Source organism: Rhizobium sp. PP-CC-3G-465, assembly GCF_004343445.1.
Lineage (GTDB): Bacteria > Pseudomonadota > Alphaproteobacteria > Rhizobiales > Rhizobiaceae > Ferranicluibacter > Ferranicluibacter rubi.
This window is the reverse complement of record NZ_SLYH01000001.1, coordinates 1023682-1040462: the sequence shown is the minus strand read 5'-3', so window position 1 is coordinate 1040462 and position 16781 is coordinate 1023682. Positions and strand designations below refer to the sequence as shown.

Genomic DNA, 16781 nt, shown 5'->3' with positions numbered 1-16781 from the left:
CGCTGTTCACGTTATATCAAAGAGAACGCCCTCACGCGCGTCCGGCCGGATGCAGGCGTTCTGGACAAGGTCAGAGAGATGGAAGAGTTTCATAAAGTCCGGCGTCTGCCGCCCTACGTCTTCGAACAGGTCAATCGCCTGAAGGCTAGCGCGCGAGCGGGCGGCGCCGACATTATCGACCTCGGCATGGGCAACCCCGACCTTCCGACACCCCAGGCCATCGTCGACAAGCTCTGCGAGGTCGTGCGCGATCCGCGCACCCATCGCTATTCCTCGTCCAAGGGCATTCCCGGTCTTCGCCGGGCGCAGGCCGCCTATTATGCCCGTCGTTTCGGCGTGAAGCTCAATCCCGATACCCAGGTCGTGGCCACGCTCGGCTCCAAGGAAGGCTTCGCCAACATGGCGCAGGCCATCACGGCGCCCGGCGATGTCGTGCTTTGCCCGAACCCGACCTATCCGATCCACGCCTTCGGCTTCCTCATGACGGGCGGCGTCATCCGCTCCATCTCGGTGGAGCCGGACGATACGTTCTTCCCGCCGCTGGAACGGGCGATCAAGCATTCGATCCCCAAGCCCATCGCGCTGATCATCAACTATCCGTCGAACCCGACGGCGCATGTCGCCACGCTCGACTTTTACAAGGAAGTCGTCGCCTTCGCCAAGCGCAATGACATCGTCATCCTGTCGGACCTCGCCTATTCCGAGATCTACTTCGGCGACACGCCGCCACCCTCCGTTCTGGAAGTTCCCGGCGCGATGGATTGCACCGTCGAGTTCACCTCCATGTCGAAGACCTTCTCGATGCCCGGCTGGCGCATCGGCTTTGCCGTCGGCAACGAGCGCCTGATCTCAGCGCTGACGCGCGTGAAGTCCTATCTCGACTACGGCGCCTTCACGCCGATCCAGGTGGCGGCCACGCACGCGTTGAACGGTGACGGCTCCGATATCTCCGAAGTTCGCGCCGTCTACAAGCGCCGCCGCGACGTGCTGGTCGAGAGCTTCGGCAAGGCCGGCTTCGAAGTTCCACCGCCGGAAGCGACGATGTTTGCATGGGCCAAGATTCCGGAAAAATTCCGGCATCTCGGCTCGCTCGAATTCTCCAAGCTGCTCGTCGAGAAGGCCGACATCGCGGTCGCCCCCGGCATCGGCTTCGGTGAAATGGGCGACGACTACGTCCGCATCGCGCTGGTCGAAAACGAGCACCGCATCCGCCAGGCGGCCCGGAACCTGAAGAAGTTCCTGTCCACCGCCGACGACACGCTGCACAACGTGATTTCGCTCAACGCCCGCCGCTAGGCGTTCGCGTCGCGACCGACAATCGAAGACACATCTTCCCGCCGCAGTGTCGGCGGGACAATTTTCAGACAGTAGGGATAATGAGTATGGCAGACGCGCTGAGAATCGGCATTGCGGGCTTGGGCACCGTGGGCGCCTCTCTGGTCCGCATTCTCACCGAACGTTATGACTCGCTTGCCACGACCTGCGGCCGGCCTATCGAGGTCGTCGCCGTCACGGCGCGTGATCGCGCCAAGGACCGCGGTATCGCGCTGGCAGACGACATCTGGTTCGCAGACGCGGGAACGCTCGCTGCGGAAGCTGAGATGGACGTGTTCGTCGAGCTCATGGGCGGCGCGGGCGATCCGGCCTACTCCGCCGTCAAGACAGCGCTCGCCCGCGGCATCCATGTCGTGACCGCCAACAAGGCACTGCTCGCGAGCCACGGCATCGAGCTTGCCGGCATTGCCGAAAAGCATGGCGCACTTCTGAACTACGAGGCTGCCGTCGCTGGCGGCATCCCTGTCATCAAAGCGCTGCGCGAGTCGATGACCGGCAACACGATCGCCCGCGTCTACGGCATCATGAACGGGACCTGCAATTACATCCTGACCAAGATGGAGAAGGAAGGCCTGAGCTTCGAGGCGTGCCTCAAGGAAGCGCAGCGCCTCGGTTACGCCGAAGCCGACCCGGCCTTCGACATCGAGGGCAACGACACGGCGCATAAGCTGGCGATTCTCACCAGCCTTGCCTTCGGTACTGCCATCGCGGCTGACGATATCTACCTCGAAGGCATCACCAACATCTCGATCGAGGACATCCAGGCGGCGTCCGATCTCGGTTACCGTATCAAGCTTCTCGGTGTCGCCCAGCGCACCGACAGCGGCGGTATCGAGCAGCGGGTGCATCCGACCATGGTGCCGTTCGACTCCGTCATCGCGCAGGTTGACGGCGTCACCAATGCGGTGGCGATCGAGTCGGACATCCTTGGCGAGCTTTTGATGGTCGGCCCCGGTGCCGGCGGCAACGCGACGGCCTCGGCCGTGCTCGGCGATATCGCCGACATCGCCAAGAGCCGCCCCGGCGCCCAGCATGTTCCGGCCTTCGGCCGCCCGGTCGCGGCGCTCATCCCCTACACGCGCGCGCAGATCCAGAGCCATGAAGGCGGCTACTTCATTCGGCTGAAGGTCATCGACCGCGCCGGCGTCTTCGCCAGTGTCGCATCCCGCATGGCCGAGAACGGCATCTCGCTCGAATCGATCATGCAGCATTCCAAGCACACGCAGGAAACCGGCAAGCCGCAGACGATCATTCTCGTCACGCATGCGACGGCCGAGCATTCGGTCCGTGATGCGGTGGCGGCGATCAAGGGCGAGGGCTATCTCGTCGGCGAACCGCAGGTCATCCGCATCGAGCGTCCGAAGGATTACTGAGATCGGCGCTGCCTCGTCCGAACTGTCGGCCGTGCGGCCCTTGTCAGACGGGAAGGGACGCGCATGAGCGAGCTTCCCGACCCGGTTCCGCGGGCCTTTCTCGGCGTCGAGACCTCCGTCACGGGGCAGAGGTGGGTGTCGCGGCTGGATCAGGCGGGTCAGAACCGCGCCTTGGCGATCAGCCAGGTCCACGGGCTTCCCGATTTGATTTCGCGTGTCCTCGCCGGTCGTGGCGTCCAACAGGAAGACGCGATCGCTTTCCTCGATCCCACCATCCGCAGCCTGATGCCGGACCCCGACAAGCTGACGGATTGCCGGAAGGCGGCGGTCCGCATCGCCGACGCGATCGCCCGGCAAGAGCGCGTCGCCATCTTCGGCGACTACGATGTCGACGGCGCAGCGTCATCCGCCATCCTCTATCGCCTGCTCACCCATTTCGGCGTAACGGCGGAAATCTACATTCCAGACCGGATCTTCGAAGGCTACGGCCCGAACCCGGGTGCCATCGACAAGCTGATCGATAACGGTGCCGTCCTGATCGTCACCGTCGATTGCGGCTCGACCAGCCACGAATCGCTGCAACGCGCGCGGACGCGCGGCATCGACGTCGTCGTCATCGACCACCATCAGGTCTCAGGCGAACTCCCGCCGACGGTGGCGCTGGTGAACCCCAACCGGGAAGACGACCTGTCGGGGCAGGGGCATCTCTGCGCGGCCGGCGTCGTCATGCTGGTGCTCGTCAACCTGCTGCGTGTCCTGCGCGAGCGGGGCGACCTCCGCGCCGGCAATTTCGATCTCCTGTCCCATCTCGATATCGTCGCGCTTGCGACCGTCTGCGACGTCGTGCCTCTGAAGGGCCTGAACCGGGCCTATGTCGTCAAGGGGCTGATCGCCGCGCGCCACATGAAGAACCCCGGTCTTGCCGCGCTCTTCCGCAAAGCTGGCCTCAGTGGCCCCGTAACGCCCTACCATTTCGGGTTTCTCGTGGGACCGCGCATCAATGCCGGCGGTCGCATTGGAGATGCGGCGCTCGGCAGCCGTCTCCTGACGCTCGATGACAGCAACGAGGCCGACGCCATTGCCGCCCGCCTTGACGAACTAAACCGCGAACGTCAGGCGATCGAGCAGGTGATGCTGATGGAAGCCCAGGCCGAGGCGCTGGCGGAATACGGCAATGGCGACGGCGCCTCCGTGATCGTGACGGCGCGGGAAAACTGGCATCCCGGCATCGTCGGCCTGCTCGCGGCCCGCCTCAAGGAAAGCTTCCGCCGCCCCGCCTTCGCCATTTCCTTCGATCTCAATGGCCGTGGAACAGGCTCCGGCCGCTCGATTGCCGGTTTCGATATCGGCAAGGTCGTTCGTGCGGCGGTCGAGGAGGGGATTCTCGTCAAGGGCGGCGGCCACGCCATGGCAGCGGGCCTGACCGTCGAGCGCGCCAATCTCGGGCGCCTCCGCCATTTCCTTGAGGAACGCGCCGCCCGCACGGTTCACGATCTGGTGGCGGCGGAAACCGTGAAGATCGATGGGGCACTTGCAGCCTCCGGCGCGACCATCGATCTGATCGACCGGCTGGAGCAGGCAGGCCCCTACGGCTCCGGCCATCCGCAGCCGATCTTCGCGATTCCCGCCCACAGGGTGCGCGACGTACGCCAGATCGGAACGGATCACGTGAAGGTGACGCTTGAGGGGCAGGATGGCGCGCGACTCGATGCCATCGCCTTCCGCGCTTTCCAGACGCCTCTCGGCGACTTTCTTCTCGCCTCACGGGGAATGACCATCCATCTCGCCGGTAGCCTCTCGGCCGATATCTGGCAGGGTACACGCCGGGTCCAGCTGCGCATTCTCGATGCTGCACGCGCTTTGTAGGCGGACCAAAGACATCCGGACGGTCTCGATGACGGTTAAGAGGAGTGGTCGATCCAGCCTCTCGCGACGCCGCGATATCGCATGACAATATGCCATGATAACGGACCATATGGGTCCATAGCACCGCCATCGTGTCGATCGTAGATACGGGGAAAGCCAGGTGGTACGCCCTAGGGGAGTCGAACCCCTCTTCCCAGAATGAAAATCTGGTGTCCTAACCGATAGACGAAGGGCGCATTCGCTGGTGGCCGGCTTATAGGCTGAGGATCATCTGGAGGCAAGAGGAAAAACGCAGAAAGCCACGAATTTCTCATGATGAATTCAAGCGTATTTCACACGCAATACCAACGCGATGCGCGGTAGAGCTAAAGCTTGATGTCAGATAGAAAAGGGGGAGGGGTTTAAACCGCAAAGTGGTACGCCCTAGGGGAGTCGAACCCCTCTTCCCAGAATGAAAATCTGGTGTCCTAACCGATAGACGAAGGGCGCAGTCGCTTTGCGGTGGGCGTCTTATAGTCAGCGGTTTTGGGGACCGCAAGCCGCAAATGTCATTTTGTCGTAAAAATATCATGGCTGTGGACGATGACGGCAAACGTTCTAAAAAAGAGCGTCAAATCAGCCGCTTATGCATCCCGCGGGCCGCAGGCCCAGTTCCAGTTGCGCCGTGGTCCGATGTCGATATGGACGGACTGCGTGTGGCAATACGTACCCACGCCACCGCGCCCTTCGGACCCACGCAGGAAGGTCGCGACATCCCACTTGCTGACGCCCGCCACTTGGATATCGGCGGCTTCGCAGGTCAGGTGCCGCGATTGCGGCCGACCGCCCACCTTGATGTTGTGGCTGAGGCTGCGCCGACCGGACGTGACGAGCACCTTCTTGCCGAAATGCCGCTCCACCGATTTCAGGATGTTCAACAGCTGCGGTTTGAAGCAGCCGGTCTCCACCGTTTCCGTCTGCAGGAGAAGGCCGCTGGGCGCCAGCCGGGCGAGACCGGAGAGCGAGGCCATCTGGACCTTGGGGCTGTTGTCGTCGTGATTCTCGGCCGTATCGTCCACTGTCGCAAACATCGAACGCGCGCGTATGCCGGGCAGGGCGGTATAGCTGAGCGCCGCCACCTGCTGCGGCGCCATGCCGGGGAGCACCTTGTTGTTAGCCGGCTTACCGGGCGCGCTCATGTCGGCGCCACCTTGGGACTTGCCGAACAGCCCGATCAGGGACGACGACGCCCGTGTTGCGTCAACCGTCTGCGGCACCGCCGCGGGCCTCAGGCTGGCCAGCGCAGCCTCGGCCGGCATCTCGTTTGTCGATGCAGGCGCCGCCGCGCCCTGAACCTGATAGCCGGCATCCGTGGACTGAAGCGGCAACGGTTGCGGGGATACGGGTGGCATTGTCTGACCCTGTGGGGCAACGCGGAACAGGCTCGCTGGCGACGACCCGCCGCCGGAAACGGGCGAGGCACCCGCCGTGCCGCTGACGGAGAAGATGCTGCTCGACGTTGCTTGCAGTCCTGTTCCCTGCATGACGATGGCACCCGGCTGTGCAGGCGCCTGCGGCTGTGCAGTCTGCTGCGCAGCGGCTGGACGGCTTGAGGCTTGCGCTGCCGGAGACGTTGCGGAAGCCGGGCCCGACGCGACGACCGGCACATCCGCTTCGCCGACGTCGGGTGCAACGACGCCTTCGACCAGTTGATCCGTAACCGGCTTGCCCGTTACGCAGCCCGTCAACAGTACTGCAGCGAACACCGCACCGCCGACGCTTGTGAGAAAGGGTTTGGACGAAGGGCCGTATCGCAACGCTACATCTCCCGAGCGACGACCCCGATCCATCGCAAGGGGCAGGGTCGCGCCATCATGGCCGATGCCCGAAAACCATGTGTCCGGGCAGATCTCAAGGGAGAGCTATGCGCCAGCCCCGTTGCGTGGAGCTTGCGCCATGACCCTGCGGCGGGGGAACCTCGTCGCAGGGTTGTTTGAATATGCAGCGGTTACGCGGAAGCGATCACCAGGCGCCGGTGTTTTCCATGGACGACCACGGCTCCTGCGGCGGGAGCGGCTCGCCCTTCTGCAGAATCTCGATGGAGATGCCGTCCGGGGAGCGAACGAAGGCCATGTTGCCGTCGCGGGGCGGACGGTTGATCGTGACACCAGCATCCATCAGCTTCTGGCAGATGGCATAGATATCGTCGACCTCGTAGGCGAGATGGCCGAAATTGCGACCGCCCGTATAATCCTCCGTGTCCCAGTTGTAGGTCAGCTCAAGGCACGGGGACAGCCGTGACTCCGCGTGATCCACGTCGCCGGGCGCGGCCAGGAAGACCAGCGTAAAGCGCCCCTTTTCATTTTCCGTGCGGCGCACCTCTTGCAGTCCGAACAGTGTGCCGTAAAAATGCAGTGCCTGATCAAGGTCCTTAACCCGAACCATGGTGTGCAGATAGCGCATGAAAGCCCTCTCTCCTGTTGTTGCCTGTCCTATCTAGCGCTGCGCCAGCCAGACACAAGGCTGGAGTCATAGCTTACCGAAAGCGGCAAATTTCGTCCTTAGGGCTTGCCCATAAGCGGCGGGACGATGTTATTCTGATGCTCAAGAATCAGTTAACCGCAGCAATCGTGATGCGTATTCGAGGGGCTGGCATATAATGGTGGACAGGATTTCGGCGAAAGATGTCGCACCAGATGAAGATTTCGGCGGTGACGCGCTCGATCTGATCGAGATCACCGGTGTCATCAAGTGGTTCGACGTTGCCAAGGGCTTCGGATTCATCATTCCGGATAATGGTATGCAGGACGTTCTTCTGCATGTGACCTGCCTGCGCCGCGATGGCTACCAGACGGTTCTGGAAGGTGCGCGCATCGTCGCGCTGATCCAGAAGCGCGACCGGGGATATCAAGCCTTCCGCATTCTTTCGATGGATCAATCGACCGCGATCCACCCGTCGCAACTGCCGCCCGTCAAGACCCACGTTCAGGTAACGCCCACCAGCGGCCTCGAGCGCGTGCTCGTGAAGTGGTTCAACCGCACCAAAGGCTTCGGCTTCCTGACGCGTGGCGACGGCACGGAAGACATCTTCATCCACATGGAAACCCTGCGCCGTTTCGGCCTCACGGAGTTGCGCCCGGGCCAGACCGTGCTCGTGCGTTTTGGCGATGGCGACAAGGGTCTGATGGCTGCGGAAATCCATCCCGACGTGCCCGCACCCGCCGGCCGCGCACATTGACGGACGTCACATGCTAAACCTGCGCCAGGCCGCACGCCGCACCATTCTCATGGCCGGTATGCTGCTGGCGGCGGCACCCTCATATGCCGCGGACGTAACGTTCGAGAAGGCGCCGCTGACGATCTCCACGACCGACGGCAAGACGCATACCTTCACCGTGGAACTCGCGCTCGACAGCAACCAGCGTGCCCAGGGCCTGATGTTCCGCCGCGAAATGCCCGCCGATCACGGCATGTTCTTCGACTTCGGCCAGACGCGTCAGGTGATGATGTGGATGAAGAACACGTTCCTTCCACTGGACATGCTGTTCGTTTCGAAAGACGGCAAGGTGGAAACCATCCACGAAAACGCCGTCCCGCACTCCGAATCCATCATCGACTCCCGCGTCCCCGTCGCCTATGTCGTTGAACTGAACGCAGGCGTGGCAAAGACCTTATCGATCACCCCCGGCGCACACGTAGCGCTGCCGTCGCAGCTTCCGGCGGCCAAGCCGGACTGACTCGGGTAAGATTCTGAAGGGTATCTCGGCACGCGGAGAGATATCGATTCACGTTGCTTGATGATCGACCTTGCGCCCACCTCATCAGGTAACGCGTGCTTTCTCAGCATATGAGAATGCGCGACCTATCAGATCTTAAAATTTTCTTTGGAAATATGGCGACCCCTGCAGGGCTCGAACCTGCGACAACCTGCTTAGAAGGCAGGTGCTCTATCCAGCTGAGCTAAGGGGCCGTTGGCGCTGCTGTAAGCGGCGCGGGTAGTATCAGTGCGTCCAGGGCTGCATGCGGCTGTAGCGGAAGTTGTCGCTGTAGGAGACATTCTTCCGGGTCGGGTCCTTCGGTGCGATGACGCGATATTCGATGCCGTTACGCTCGGCGTAGGCGACGGCGGCTTCCGCGCTTTCGAAGGTGAGCTTGACCTGCTGGCGGGTGTCGGCCGAGCTGGTATAGCCCATCATCGGATCGATCGTGCGGGGCGTCTCCTGATCGAATTCGAGCACCCAAAGATTGGTCTTGGCCTTGCCCGACTGCATCGCGGTCTTGGCGGGACGATAAATCTTGGCGGACATTCCTCAAACTCCAAGCATGGCAACTACCGGCTCAGCCGGCTTTCCTGTGGCATAACGCACAAATGCTGAAAACGGAATGACCTTGATGCAAGCTCGACCGAATTTTCCGTTCGTAAAGAGGTCCAAATCGGCTCGCAGCTGTGCTGTGGACGAAGAGGTCCTCACATTCGAGGCGATGAAATTTTAGAAGGGGGAAAATGGTCGGAGTGGAGAGATTCGAACTCCCGACCCTCTGGTCCCAAACCAGATGCGCTACCAGGCTGCGCTACACTCCGTGCCGATGGGTGGGCAATACACGCTCGATGGCAGGGCCGCAAGGGCGAAAGGCGGACTGCCTGCGAATTATCACGACCATGGCGCGTTCCATTACCCGCGATACGGTATTGCAGAAAACGTGACGTTGTCGCAACCAGGTTGAAGCGGCGGGAGATTACTCCGCATCCCCCGTCATCAGCTTTATCGCCGCCAGCGTGCGCTTCAGCATCGGCTCCGAAATCGGCTTCGACAGGAAGACTGCGCCTTCGGGCAGTGTGCCGTCGGCCGGGTTGTAGCGGCCGGAGATGATGACGAGGGGACAGGTGCTGTGGCGGGTTGCGGTGAGATGCGCCAGTTGAATACCGTTCATGGAGCCGGGCATGTCGATGTCGGTGAGCAGCGCGGAGATCGCGGGCAGGGTGTCCAAGATCTTCAGCGCCTGATCCGCGTTTCCGGCCTCTACGACGGCCAAACCCATGTCGGAGAGGAGATCGGCAAGATCCATCCGGATCAGGCCGTCGTCTTCGACGACAAGGACGGGAGGGGAGCGCGGATGGTCGGGCATCAATGTTCTTTCTGGAAGCTTTCGAGGTCGGCGGTCACGATGCAGCGCAGGCCCTCCGGCGCGTAGATCATGTCCACATGCCCATCGGATGTGCCGTTCAAGCCCGCTGAGATCAGTCGGGAGCCGGAGCCTTTGACGAGCGGCTCCGCGACAGTCGGGCCGCCCCGTTCCGTCCAGATCATCTCGAAGCGGTCGGCCGCCGGCAGCACCACGCGCCAGCGCAGATCGACGCTGCCTGTCGGTACCGAGAGCGCACCATGCTTCACGGCATTTGTCGCGAGTTCATGCAGGATGAGCGACAGAGAGAGCGAAGGACGGGAGCCGATCTTGAGGTTGGGGCCCGACGTCGCAAAGCGTGGCGCGGCGGGGTCGTCGTGCAGATCCGTCATCTGCTGGACGAGCTGGCGCACCGTCGATGTCCCGCGCCCTCCTTCGAGAATCGTATCATGCGCGGCGCTGAGCACGGCAAGCCGGGCGCATTGCGAAGGGTCTGCGAGGCAATCGCCTGGACCATGGCAAGCTGGTTCTTAAGCCTGTGCCCGAGTTCGTGGGAAAGAAGCTCTCGGCTGGCCTCCTCTGCCCGGAGGTCCGTCACGTCGCGGGCCTGCACAAGGATGCCGTTGATCGCGCCGTCTTCCTGCCGCATCGGCTGGTAGACAAGGTCGATCAGCCGGCGCTGCATCTCGCCATCGGGGCCCCGATTGAGCTGGATCGGCAGGTCGCGCGCAATAAAGCTTTCGCCGGTTCGGTAGACGTTGTCGAGAATGTCGATGAACCCCTGACGCACGACCTCTGTCACGGCTTCCGCCACGGTCTTTCCGATGATATCCCGGCCGACGCCGATCATCGTATAATAGTCCTCGTTCGCATAATCGAAGACATGGTTCGGGCCGACGAGCATGGCGATGCCGCCGGGGCTGAGTTCGAACACCTGCCGGAAACGCTCCCGCTGCGTCCGCTCAGCACGACGCACCATGACCTGAGCGGTGATTTCCGTGCAGGCGCAGAACATGCCGAGCACCGTGCCCCAGGGGTCGCGCACCGGCGTGTAGGAAAAGGCGAAGTGCGTTTCTTCCGGATAGCCGTTCCGGTGCATGGTGAACTCGATGTCGTCCATCGACGTGCTGCGCCCCTCATAGGCATCGGTGATGATGGGTTCGACGGCGTCCCAGATGTCGTGCCACAACGCGCGGAACGACCGTCCGAAGGCAGCGGGATGCCGATGCCCGCACATGGCGGCATAGCCGTCATTGTAAAGCGTCGTCTGCTCTGGCCCCCAGACGATCAGCATCGGTTGAAGCGAGCCGAGCATGACATTGGTCAGCGTTTTCAGCTCGACGCTCCAGTCCTCCCGTGCCCCAAGCGGTGTCTGTGACCAGTCCATCTCATCGAACAGGTTCCCGCAGTCGGGATTGGCAGGAAACATCGAGAGTCCTTCATTCAGCAGGCGCCGGCATCAGCAAGTGCACGATATCCTCGGCGATGTAGCGCCGTGGCGGTAAATCTTCCAGTCTCATCTATCCATCCCTCAGGGGATACCAATGTCGGCAAAGAGCGACACAGGTGTGCGTAAGTGAAAAACGACGGCTTTCCCGCACGGTTCGTCTGTGCCATGGACGCTGAAAGCGACGCACAAGGAAAGGTCTCGATTTGCCCGAACTCTCGCTTCCCCGCCGCCCGTTGAGACTGGCGCCCGATGTCATTTCCACACCGCGGGCCTATTACTGGTCTACGCCGATCATTCTGGCGCTTTGCGTCTTTCTGCTCGTCTGGGAAGGGCCGGGCGTGCTGCGGGATTTCACCATCAGCCAGAATCCGGTGCTCATCGAGGATGGCGACGTCCAGAACGGACGCTGCACGACCCGCAAGGCCATCTTCACCGATTGCGAAGCCCGCCTCGTCTACAGCTATGGCGGCAAGGACTACGCGTCGGACGTCGAGATCATGTTCGTCGATTTTCATGTCGGGGACTACGAGACGGGCCTCGTCATCTCGAGCGATCATCCGGAACTGGCAACGATGAGCCTCGGCCTCGACAAGCTCTGGAACCGCATCATCACGCTGACGCTCTTCGTTCTCTTCCTCGGAGGGCTCGGGCTCGGGATGATCTTTCTTAGCCTGCGGATCTGGCGCGTCCGCGGGCAGTTGCGGCATCCCGCCACGCTGGTTCCGGTGCCGGTGGAAATCGCAGCGTTCGATCGCAAGCGCAACATCCTCTCGATCACCTATAACGACACGATCGCGGACGACAAGACCAAGCGCTCGGCCTATACGCGGATGCGGAACGGCGAGGAGCCGCTGATCGTGGGAGCGAACGGGACCAAGCCGGTAGCTCTCGCCGTCCGGCACGGAAACACAGCTCTCCCCGTGTTGCTCGACGATCGCCTGATGCGGATCGAGCTGACCGATGCGGAGCGCGCAGAGGCCCTTCTTCCCTTCGAGAGAGCGGCCGACGAGCACGACGGTCGGCCGCTGCTCGTGGAAGCGCCGCAAAAGACGGTGTCGATCTGGAAGCGGCTTCAGATCGTCTTCGGCGTACTGCTTCTCATCGTGGTCGGCGTCGTCGGTTTCTGGCTCTGGTACGTCCTTGCCTCCGACACGCAGTTCCAGTCGCCGGGCATGAACATCAATAATATGATGCCGGCACCAATCAACGAATGGGGCTGCGACCAGCTGAAGACGCGCTTTGGCGATCAGCGCGCACCGTTCGGATGCACGGCCGGCGATTATACGAGCTGGAAGTGATCCCGGGCGTGACACGCCCGGAGGTAAGGGCTCAAAGGTTCTCTCTCCGGTCTTGCGCCGTCTTCAGAACATCGCGCAGGACGTCGAAGACCTTCTGCTCCTGCATTTGTGAAACATTGAAGCGCATGAAGGTTGTCGCGCTCTGCGAAAGGCTGAAGGCGTTGCCGGGCGCAAGGACGAGACCGCGCTGCAGGGCGCTGCGCGCCACGTCGGCGGCGTCCCTGTCCTCCGGAAGCCGGCACCAGAGGAACATGCCTGCCTGCGGCTCGAGCCACGGAGTGACACCGAGGTTCTGGAGCCGGGTCGAGACGGTCTGCATCGCGGTTGCCAGCCGCTGGCGCAGCGTCTCCAGGTGCTTGCGGTAGCTGCCGTCGCTGAGGACGCCGTAGACAAGCTCGGCCGTCATGCGACCGCCACCGAAGGTCGTCGCGATCTTCAAATCTGTCAGGCTGTCGATCCATTCGGGCTTTGCGGCGATGAAGCCGCAGCGTCCTGAGGCGGACAACGTCTTCGAAAAGCTGCCGATGTGAATGACACGATCGAGCCCGTCGAAGGCTGCCAGCCGCGGGGCGGGGCTGCGCTCGAAATCGGCGAAGATATCATCCTCTATGATGACGACATTGCCTTGCTCGGCGATCTTCAGGACCCGATGTGCGGTAACCGGCGAAAGGATCGCGCCGGTCGGATTGTGGATGGCGGAGTTGGTGATGTAGAGCCGGGGCCGGTGGTCCGCGACCGCTTTCGTGAAGGCGTCGATATCCGGGCCGGTTGGCGTGTAGGGAACGCCGACGATTTGTGCCCGATGCGCGCGTAACAAGGCGTGAAAATTGAAGTAGCAGGGATCGTCCACCAGCACGGTATCCCCGGGCTCCAGCAGCAGGCGGCAGAGGAGGTCGATCGCCTGCGTGCCGGATTCCGCCAGCAGGATCTGGTCCGGGGAGGCCTCGATGCCGCGTTCGCCCATGCGCCGGCCGATCAGCTGACGAAGGGGCGCGAGGCCAAGGGGAGAGCCGTACTCGGAAAGCACAGGGCTTTTGGCGCGCGACAAGGTGCGCAGCGCGCGCCGCACCCCGTCCTCCGGCAACCAGCTCGGCGGCAGCCAGCCGCATCCGGGCTTTGCATCCTCCGCATCTGCCTCCAGCGATTGGCGGGACACCCAGAAGGGATCGATGGCCCGATCACGCTTTGGCCCGGCATCGGCAACCGAAAAGGGAATCGTGGTCGCGCCCGCATGATGCGTCACATAGAAGCCCGAGCCCGGTCGCGACTGGATCGTGCCATCCCCGACCAGTCGCTCATAGGCCTCCACCACGGTGGATGTGGAGACCTTCAGCGCCGCCGCAAGCTTGCGGATCGACGGCAGCTTCGCGCCCGGCAACAGCGCACGGCTGGCGATCCGCAGACGGATCGTCTCCATCACCATCGTCGTGCGGCTCGGAGAAGGTGCAATGTGATCCATCTGTAATGCTCTTTCACCATAACAGTTTTGACGAACTGTACGGAACCGTTTCTGGCACTGCCGGGCAAGCCGGTCAATAACGATCGTCTTTTCGAACGGGACGGGTGTGTCGAACAGGACAGGCTTGTCGAAGGGGTGCGTAATGGATAGGGGAACTGCCGGATGGCTGAATGGAATGATCGGCGTGTTGATCTTCAGCGGATCGCTGCCCGCCACACGCCTCGCCGTGATGCAGTTCGATCCCGTCTTCCTCACGGTCGCCCGTGCGGCAATCGCGGGCCTGCTGGCGCTCGGGCTTCTGCTGCTGCTGCGCCAGAAATGGCCGACACCGCGTGAAATCGCCTCCCTGGTGATCGTCGCGCTGGGCGTCGTCGTCGGTTTCCCCCTGCTGACCGCGCTGGCGCTACAGCACGTCACATCCGCACACTCGATCGTCTTCATCGGGCTGCTGCCGCTGGCGACCGCCATTTTCGGCGTCATCCGGGGTGGTGAACGGCCGAAACCCGCCTTCTGGCTCTTCTCTCTCCTGGGAAGCACGCTTGTTGCCGGCTATGCACTGGCGCAGGGGCTGAGCGCGTCCCCGCTCGGCGACCTCCTGATGCTTGTGGCGGTCATCGTCTGCGGCCTCGGCTATGCCGAAGGGGGAAAGTTGTCGCGGACCCTCGGCGGCTGGCAGGTCATTTCCTGGGCACTCGTTCTCTCGCTCCCGCCGATGCTCTGCCTGGCCTTGTTCACCATGCCCGCAAGCTTTGCCGGCATCGAGCCGCCGGCCCTTTTCGGGCTTGCCTATGTTTCGCTGTTCAGCATGCTGATCGGGTTCATCTTCTGGTATCGCGGGCTGTCCCAAGGCGGCATCGCCGCCGTCGGCCAGTTGCAATTGCTGCAACCCTTTTTCGCGCTGGCACTGGCGGCGACCCTTCTGCACGAGCCGGTAACAGCGGGCATGCTCGGTATCACCGTCTGCGTTATCCTCTGTGTCTTCGGCGCGCGTCGCTTCGGGCGCTGAAGGCGGCCTACGCGGCCCTATGCCGCGTGGCGACCGCCGGTGCAGCGCCCTGCCTGCCGGGATTGAGCTGGAACCGATTGACGATCGCCGACAGCGCCGTCGCATCTGAGGCAAGGTTGCTACTGATGGCTGTTGTCTCCTCGACCATGGCCGCGTTCTTCTGGGTCATCTGGTCGATCGCGTTCACGGCTATGCTGATCTCCAGCAGTCCTACGGACTGCTCTTTCGAGCCTGTCGTGATCGCTTCGACCTTGGTGTCGATCTCCATCACATATTGTGCGATCTCTGCGAGCGCGCGACCCGTCTGGTCGACCAGCCGCACGCCGTCGGACACATCGCCTGAGGATGTTCGGATCAGCGCATTGATATCCTTGGCGGCGGCGGCCGAGCGCTGTGCGAGTTCGCGAACCTCCTGTGCGACGACGGCAAATCCGCGGCCGGCATCCCCCGCGCGCGCCGCCTCGACCCCGGCGTTGAGGGCGAGCAGGTTGGTCTGGAAAGCGATCTCGTCGATCACATGGATGATCTGTCCGATCTGGTTCGACGACGCATCGATGCGCCGCATCGCCTCGACCGCATCCCGCACGATCTGGCCCGAGGATGTCGCGCTTTGGTTGGCCGCGCCGACGAGGCTGCGCGTTTCCGCAGCTCGGTCGGCCGAGGATTTGACGGTGGCGGTGACTTCGTCGAGGGCCGCGGATGTCTGTTCCAGCGCTGCCGCCTGCTGCTCGGTACGCTTGGAAAGCTCGTCTGCCGCCTGGTACATCTCGCTTGCATTGCCGGAAAGCTCGGATGTCTTGCCGAGAACCTGCTCCAACGTCAGCTGGAAGGTTGCGAGCGACTGATTGAAATCGAGGCGAAGCGGCTCGAAGCGGTCAGCGAAAGGCTGGTCGAGCGGGCTGCGAATATTGCAATCTGCAAGCCGTCCGAGACCGGCACCAAGCGTTTCCACAACGGTGCGCAGTTCCTCGGCTTCCCGCTCGCGATGGCGCTGCTGTTCGAGACGCTGGGCTTCCGACAGGGACCGATCCTGTTCGGCGGCCGCACGCATTTGCTGGCGCTCGATCGCGCCCGCACGGAAGACTGTGAGGGCGCGCGCCATGGCGCCGATCTCGTCCGTGCGCTTGGCAAACGGAACCTCTGCCGTGTAGTCGCCGCCGGAAAGCACGCTCATGGCGCTGCCGATCTCGACGAGCGGTGTGATGGCCCGACGCCGGACGAACCAGAGGCCGGCGAGAAAGAGAAGAACGGATGCAGCACTGCTGAGCGCGCCGATCATCGTATATTCGGTTCCGGCACTGTCGGCCTTCGCCACGGCCGTCTCCAGCGTCGCGGTCGCCATTTTTGCCAGGTCACGAACCTTTGCGTCATGAACATAGAAGGCGTCCATGACGGGTTGAAGGTCCGCCGTTTCCCCGCGGACTTTGGCCTCTTCGAAAACCGTGGCCATCGCCCAGAACGCCTCGCCACTGGCAACGACCTGATCGGCCAGGCCGGCCCGAAGCGTCTTGTCGAGGTCCGCCGACACCCAGAACGCCTTGCGCGCGTCGAAATCAGCGCGGAGCGCCTTCATTTTTTCGAGGTTGGAACCGGCGCGTTCCGGGTGCGCCATGGTCTCGTTCGCCAGCATGTAGGCTTCCAGAGCGTAGAGCGGCGGCGGGAGAATGTCGGCCACAAGATCCTTGCCATTGGCGATCCCGGTATAGACGGGTCCACCGACCTTGAGTTCCTGCAGGGTCATCGTCTGCAATCCGATAGAGGCAACGAGACCGCCCGTGACGACGACTCCGAACACTACCAGCAAGCGAGAAATTGTCAGGCTCGACATGTGGGCTCCACGACTGCGCATGCGCAGACGCCAGCCGCCGCGATCCATGCTTTGGATCAGTGA

At 62.7% G+C, this 16781-nt stretch carries 15 protein-coding genes and 4 tRNA genes; 7 read left to right on the top strand and 12 right to left on the bottom strand.

Annotated elements, in window-relative coordinates; all coding sequences use genetic code 11:
* Positions 1–78 precede the first annotated feature (78 nt).
* The 3 genes from C8J33_RS04835 (at position 79) to recJ (ending at position 4574) form a co-directional block, all read left to right on the top strand.
* A complete protein-coding gene (locus tag C8J33_RS04835) occupies positions 79–1296 on the top strand; it encodes an LL-diaminopimelate aminotransferase (RefSeq protein WP_110733286.1) in 1218 nt (405 codons plus the stop codon).
* Positions 1297–1382: 86 nt separating this feature from the next.
* Positions 1383–2708, top strand: coding sequence for a homoserine dehydrogenase (locus tag C8J33_RS04830; RefSeq protein ID WP_132663325.1), 1326 nt, complete (start codon positions 1383–1385; stop codon positions 2706–2708).
* A gap of 63 nt (positions 2709–2771) precedes the next feature.
* Complete coding sequence (gene recJ, locus C8J33_RS04825) at positions 2772–4574, top strand: single-stranded-DNA-specific exonuclease RecJ (protein WP_132663324.1); 1803 nt, start codon at positions 2772–2774, stop codon at positions 4572–4574.
* Positions 4575–4735: 161 nt separating this feature from the next.
* Here recJ and C8J33_RS04820 read toward each other — a convergent pair.
* The 4 genes from C8J33_RS04820 to C8J33_RS04805 all read right to left on the bottom strand — a co-directional run bounded on the left by C8J33_RS04820 (position 4736) and on the right by C8J33_RS04805 (position 7016).
* Positions 4736–4810: transfer RNA gene (locus C8J33_RS04820), tRNA-Glu, on the bottom strand.
* Positions 4811–4988: 178 nt separating this feature from the next.
* A tRNA-Glu gene (locus tag C8J33_RS04815) sits at positions 4989–5063 on the bottom strand.
* A 134-nt stretch (positions 5064–5197) separates the two neighbouring features.
* Entirely contained in the window at positions 5198–6319 is a 1122-nt protein-coding gene (locus tag C8J33_RS04810; RefSeq protein ID WP_245507058.1) for a D-Ala-D-Ala carboxypeptidase family metallohydrolase, read from the bottom strand.
* A 256-nt stretch (positions 6320–6575) separates the two neighbouring features.
* Positions 6576–7016 carry a VOC family protein gene (locus C8J33_RS04805; protein WP_132663322.1) on the bottom strand — a complete coding sequence of 147 codons (441 nt, stop codon included), beginning with the start codon at positions 7014–7016 and terminating at the stop codon, positions 6576–6578.
* A 196-nt stretch (positions 7017–7212) separates the two neighbouring features.
* On the opposite strand from C8J33_RS04805, the gene C8J33_RS04800 reads away from it, so the two are divergent.
* Entirely contained in the window at positions 7213–7791 is a 579-nt protein-coding gene (locus C8J33_RS04800) for a cold-shock protein (protein ID WP_110729730.1), read from the top strand.
* 10 nt (positions 7792–7801) lie between these two features.
* Positions 7802–8290 (top strand): DUF192 domain-containing protein, encoded by a 489-nt coding sequence (locus C8J33_RS04795; protein WP_132663321.1) that lies wholly within the window; start codon positions 7802–7804, stop codon positions 8288–8290.
* A 156-nt stretch (positions 8291–8446) separates the two neighbouring features.
* Here C8J33_RS04795 and C8J33_RS04790 read toward each other — a convergent pair.
* From C8J33_RS04790 to C8J33_RS04765, 6 genes are all read right to left on the bottom strand, one after another.
* Positions 8447–8523: transfer RNA gene (locus C8J33_RS04790), tRNA-Arg, on the bottom strand.
* Between the two features lie 31 nt (positions 8524–8554).
* The gene (locus C8J33_RS04785) at positions 8555–8860 is read right to left on the bottom strand and encodes an ETC complex I subunit (protein WP_062468020.1); all 306 of its coding nucleotides are present in this window, start codon (positions 8858–8860) and stop codon (positions 8555–8557) included.
* A gap of 198 nt (positions 8861–9058) precedes the next feature.
* Positions 9059–9135: transfer RNA gene (locus tag C8J33_RS04780), tRNA-Pro, on the bottom strand.
* Between the two features lie 155 nt (positions 9136–9290).
* Complete coding sequence (locus C8J33_RS04775) at positions 9291–9680, bottom strand: response regulator (RefSeq protein WP_132663320.1); 390 nt, start codon at positions 9678–9680, stop codon at positions 9291–9293.
* Complete coding sequence (locus C8J33_RS04770) at positions 9680–10090, bottom strand: sensor histidine kinase (RefSeq protein ID WP_132663319.1); 411 nt, start codon at positions 10088–10090, stop codon at positions 9680–9682. The genes C8J33_RS04775 and C8J33_RS04770 overlap by 1 nt, the downstream gene beginning before the upstream one ends.
* Positions 10066–11106 (bottom strand): PAS domain-containing protein, encoded by a 1041-nt coding sequence (locus C8J33_RS04765; RefSeq protein WP_132663318.1) that lies wholly within the window; start codon positions 11104–11106, stop codon positions 10066–10068. Before C8J33_RS04765 ends, C8J33_RS04770 begins: the two co-directional genes overlap by 25 nt.
* 224 nt (positions 11107–11330) lie before the next feature.
* Here C8J33_RS04765 and C8J33_RS04760 point away from each other — a divergent pair, with 224 nt between their 5' ends.
* Positions 11331–12425 (top strand): hypothetical protein, encoded by a 1095-nt coding sequence (locus tag C8J33_RS04760; protein WP_132663317.1) that lies wholly within the window; start codon positions 11331–11333, stop codon positions 12423–12425.
* Between the two features lie 31 nt (positions 12426–12456).
* Here the strand turns inward: C8J33_RS04760 and C8J33_RS04755 are convergent, their stop codons facing one another.
* Positions 12457–13884: a PLP-dependent aminotransferase family protein gene (locus tag C8J33_RS04755; RefSeq protein WP_132663316.1), complete on the bottom strand. Its 1428-nt coding sequence runs from the start codon at positions 13882–13884 to the stop codon at positions 12457–12459.
* Between the two features lie 142 nt (positions 13885–14026).
* Here C8J33_RS04755 and C8J33_RS04750 point away from each other — a divergent pair, with 142 nt between their 5' ends.
* The gene (locus C8J33_RS04750) at positions 14027–14890 is read left to right on the top strand and encodes a DMT family transporter (RefSeq protein ID WP_132663315.1); all 864 of its coding nucleotides are present in this window, start codon (positions 14027–14029) and stop codon (positions 14888–14890) included.
* Between the two features lie 7 nt (positions 14891–14897).
* On the opposite strand, the gene C8J33_RS04745 is transcribed toward C8J33_RS04750, so the two are convergent.
* Complete coding sequence (locus C8J33_RS04745; RefSeq protein WP_132663314.1) at positions 14898–16718, bottom strand: methyl-accepting chemotaxis protein; 1821 nt, start codon at positions 16716–16718, stop codon at positions 14898–14900.
* Positions 16719–16781: the final 63 nt, after the last annotated feature.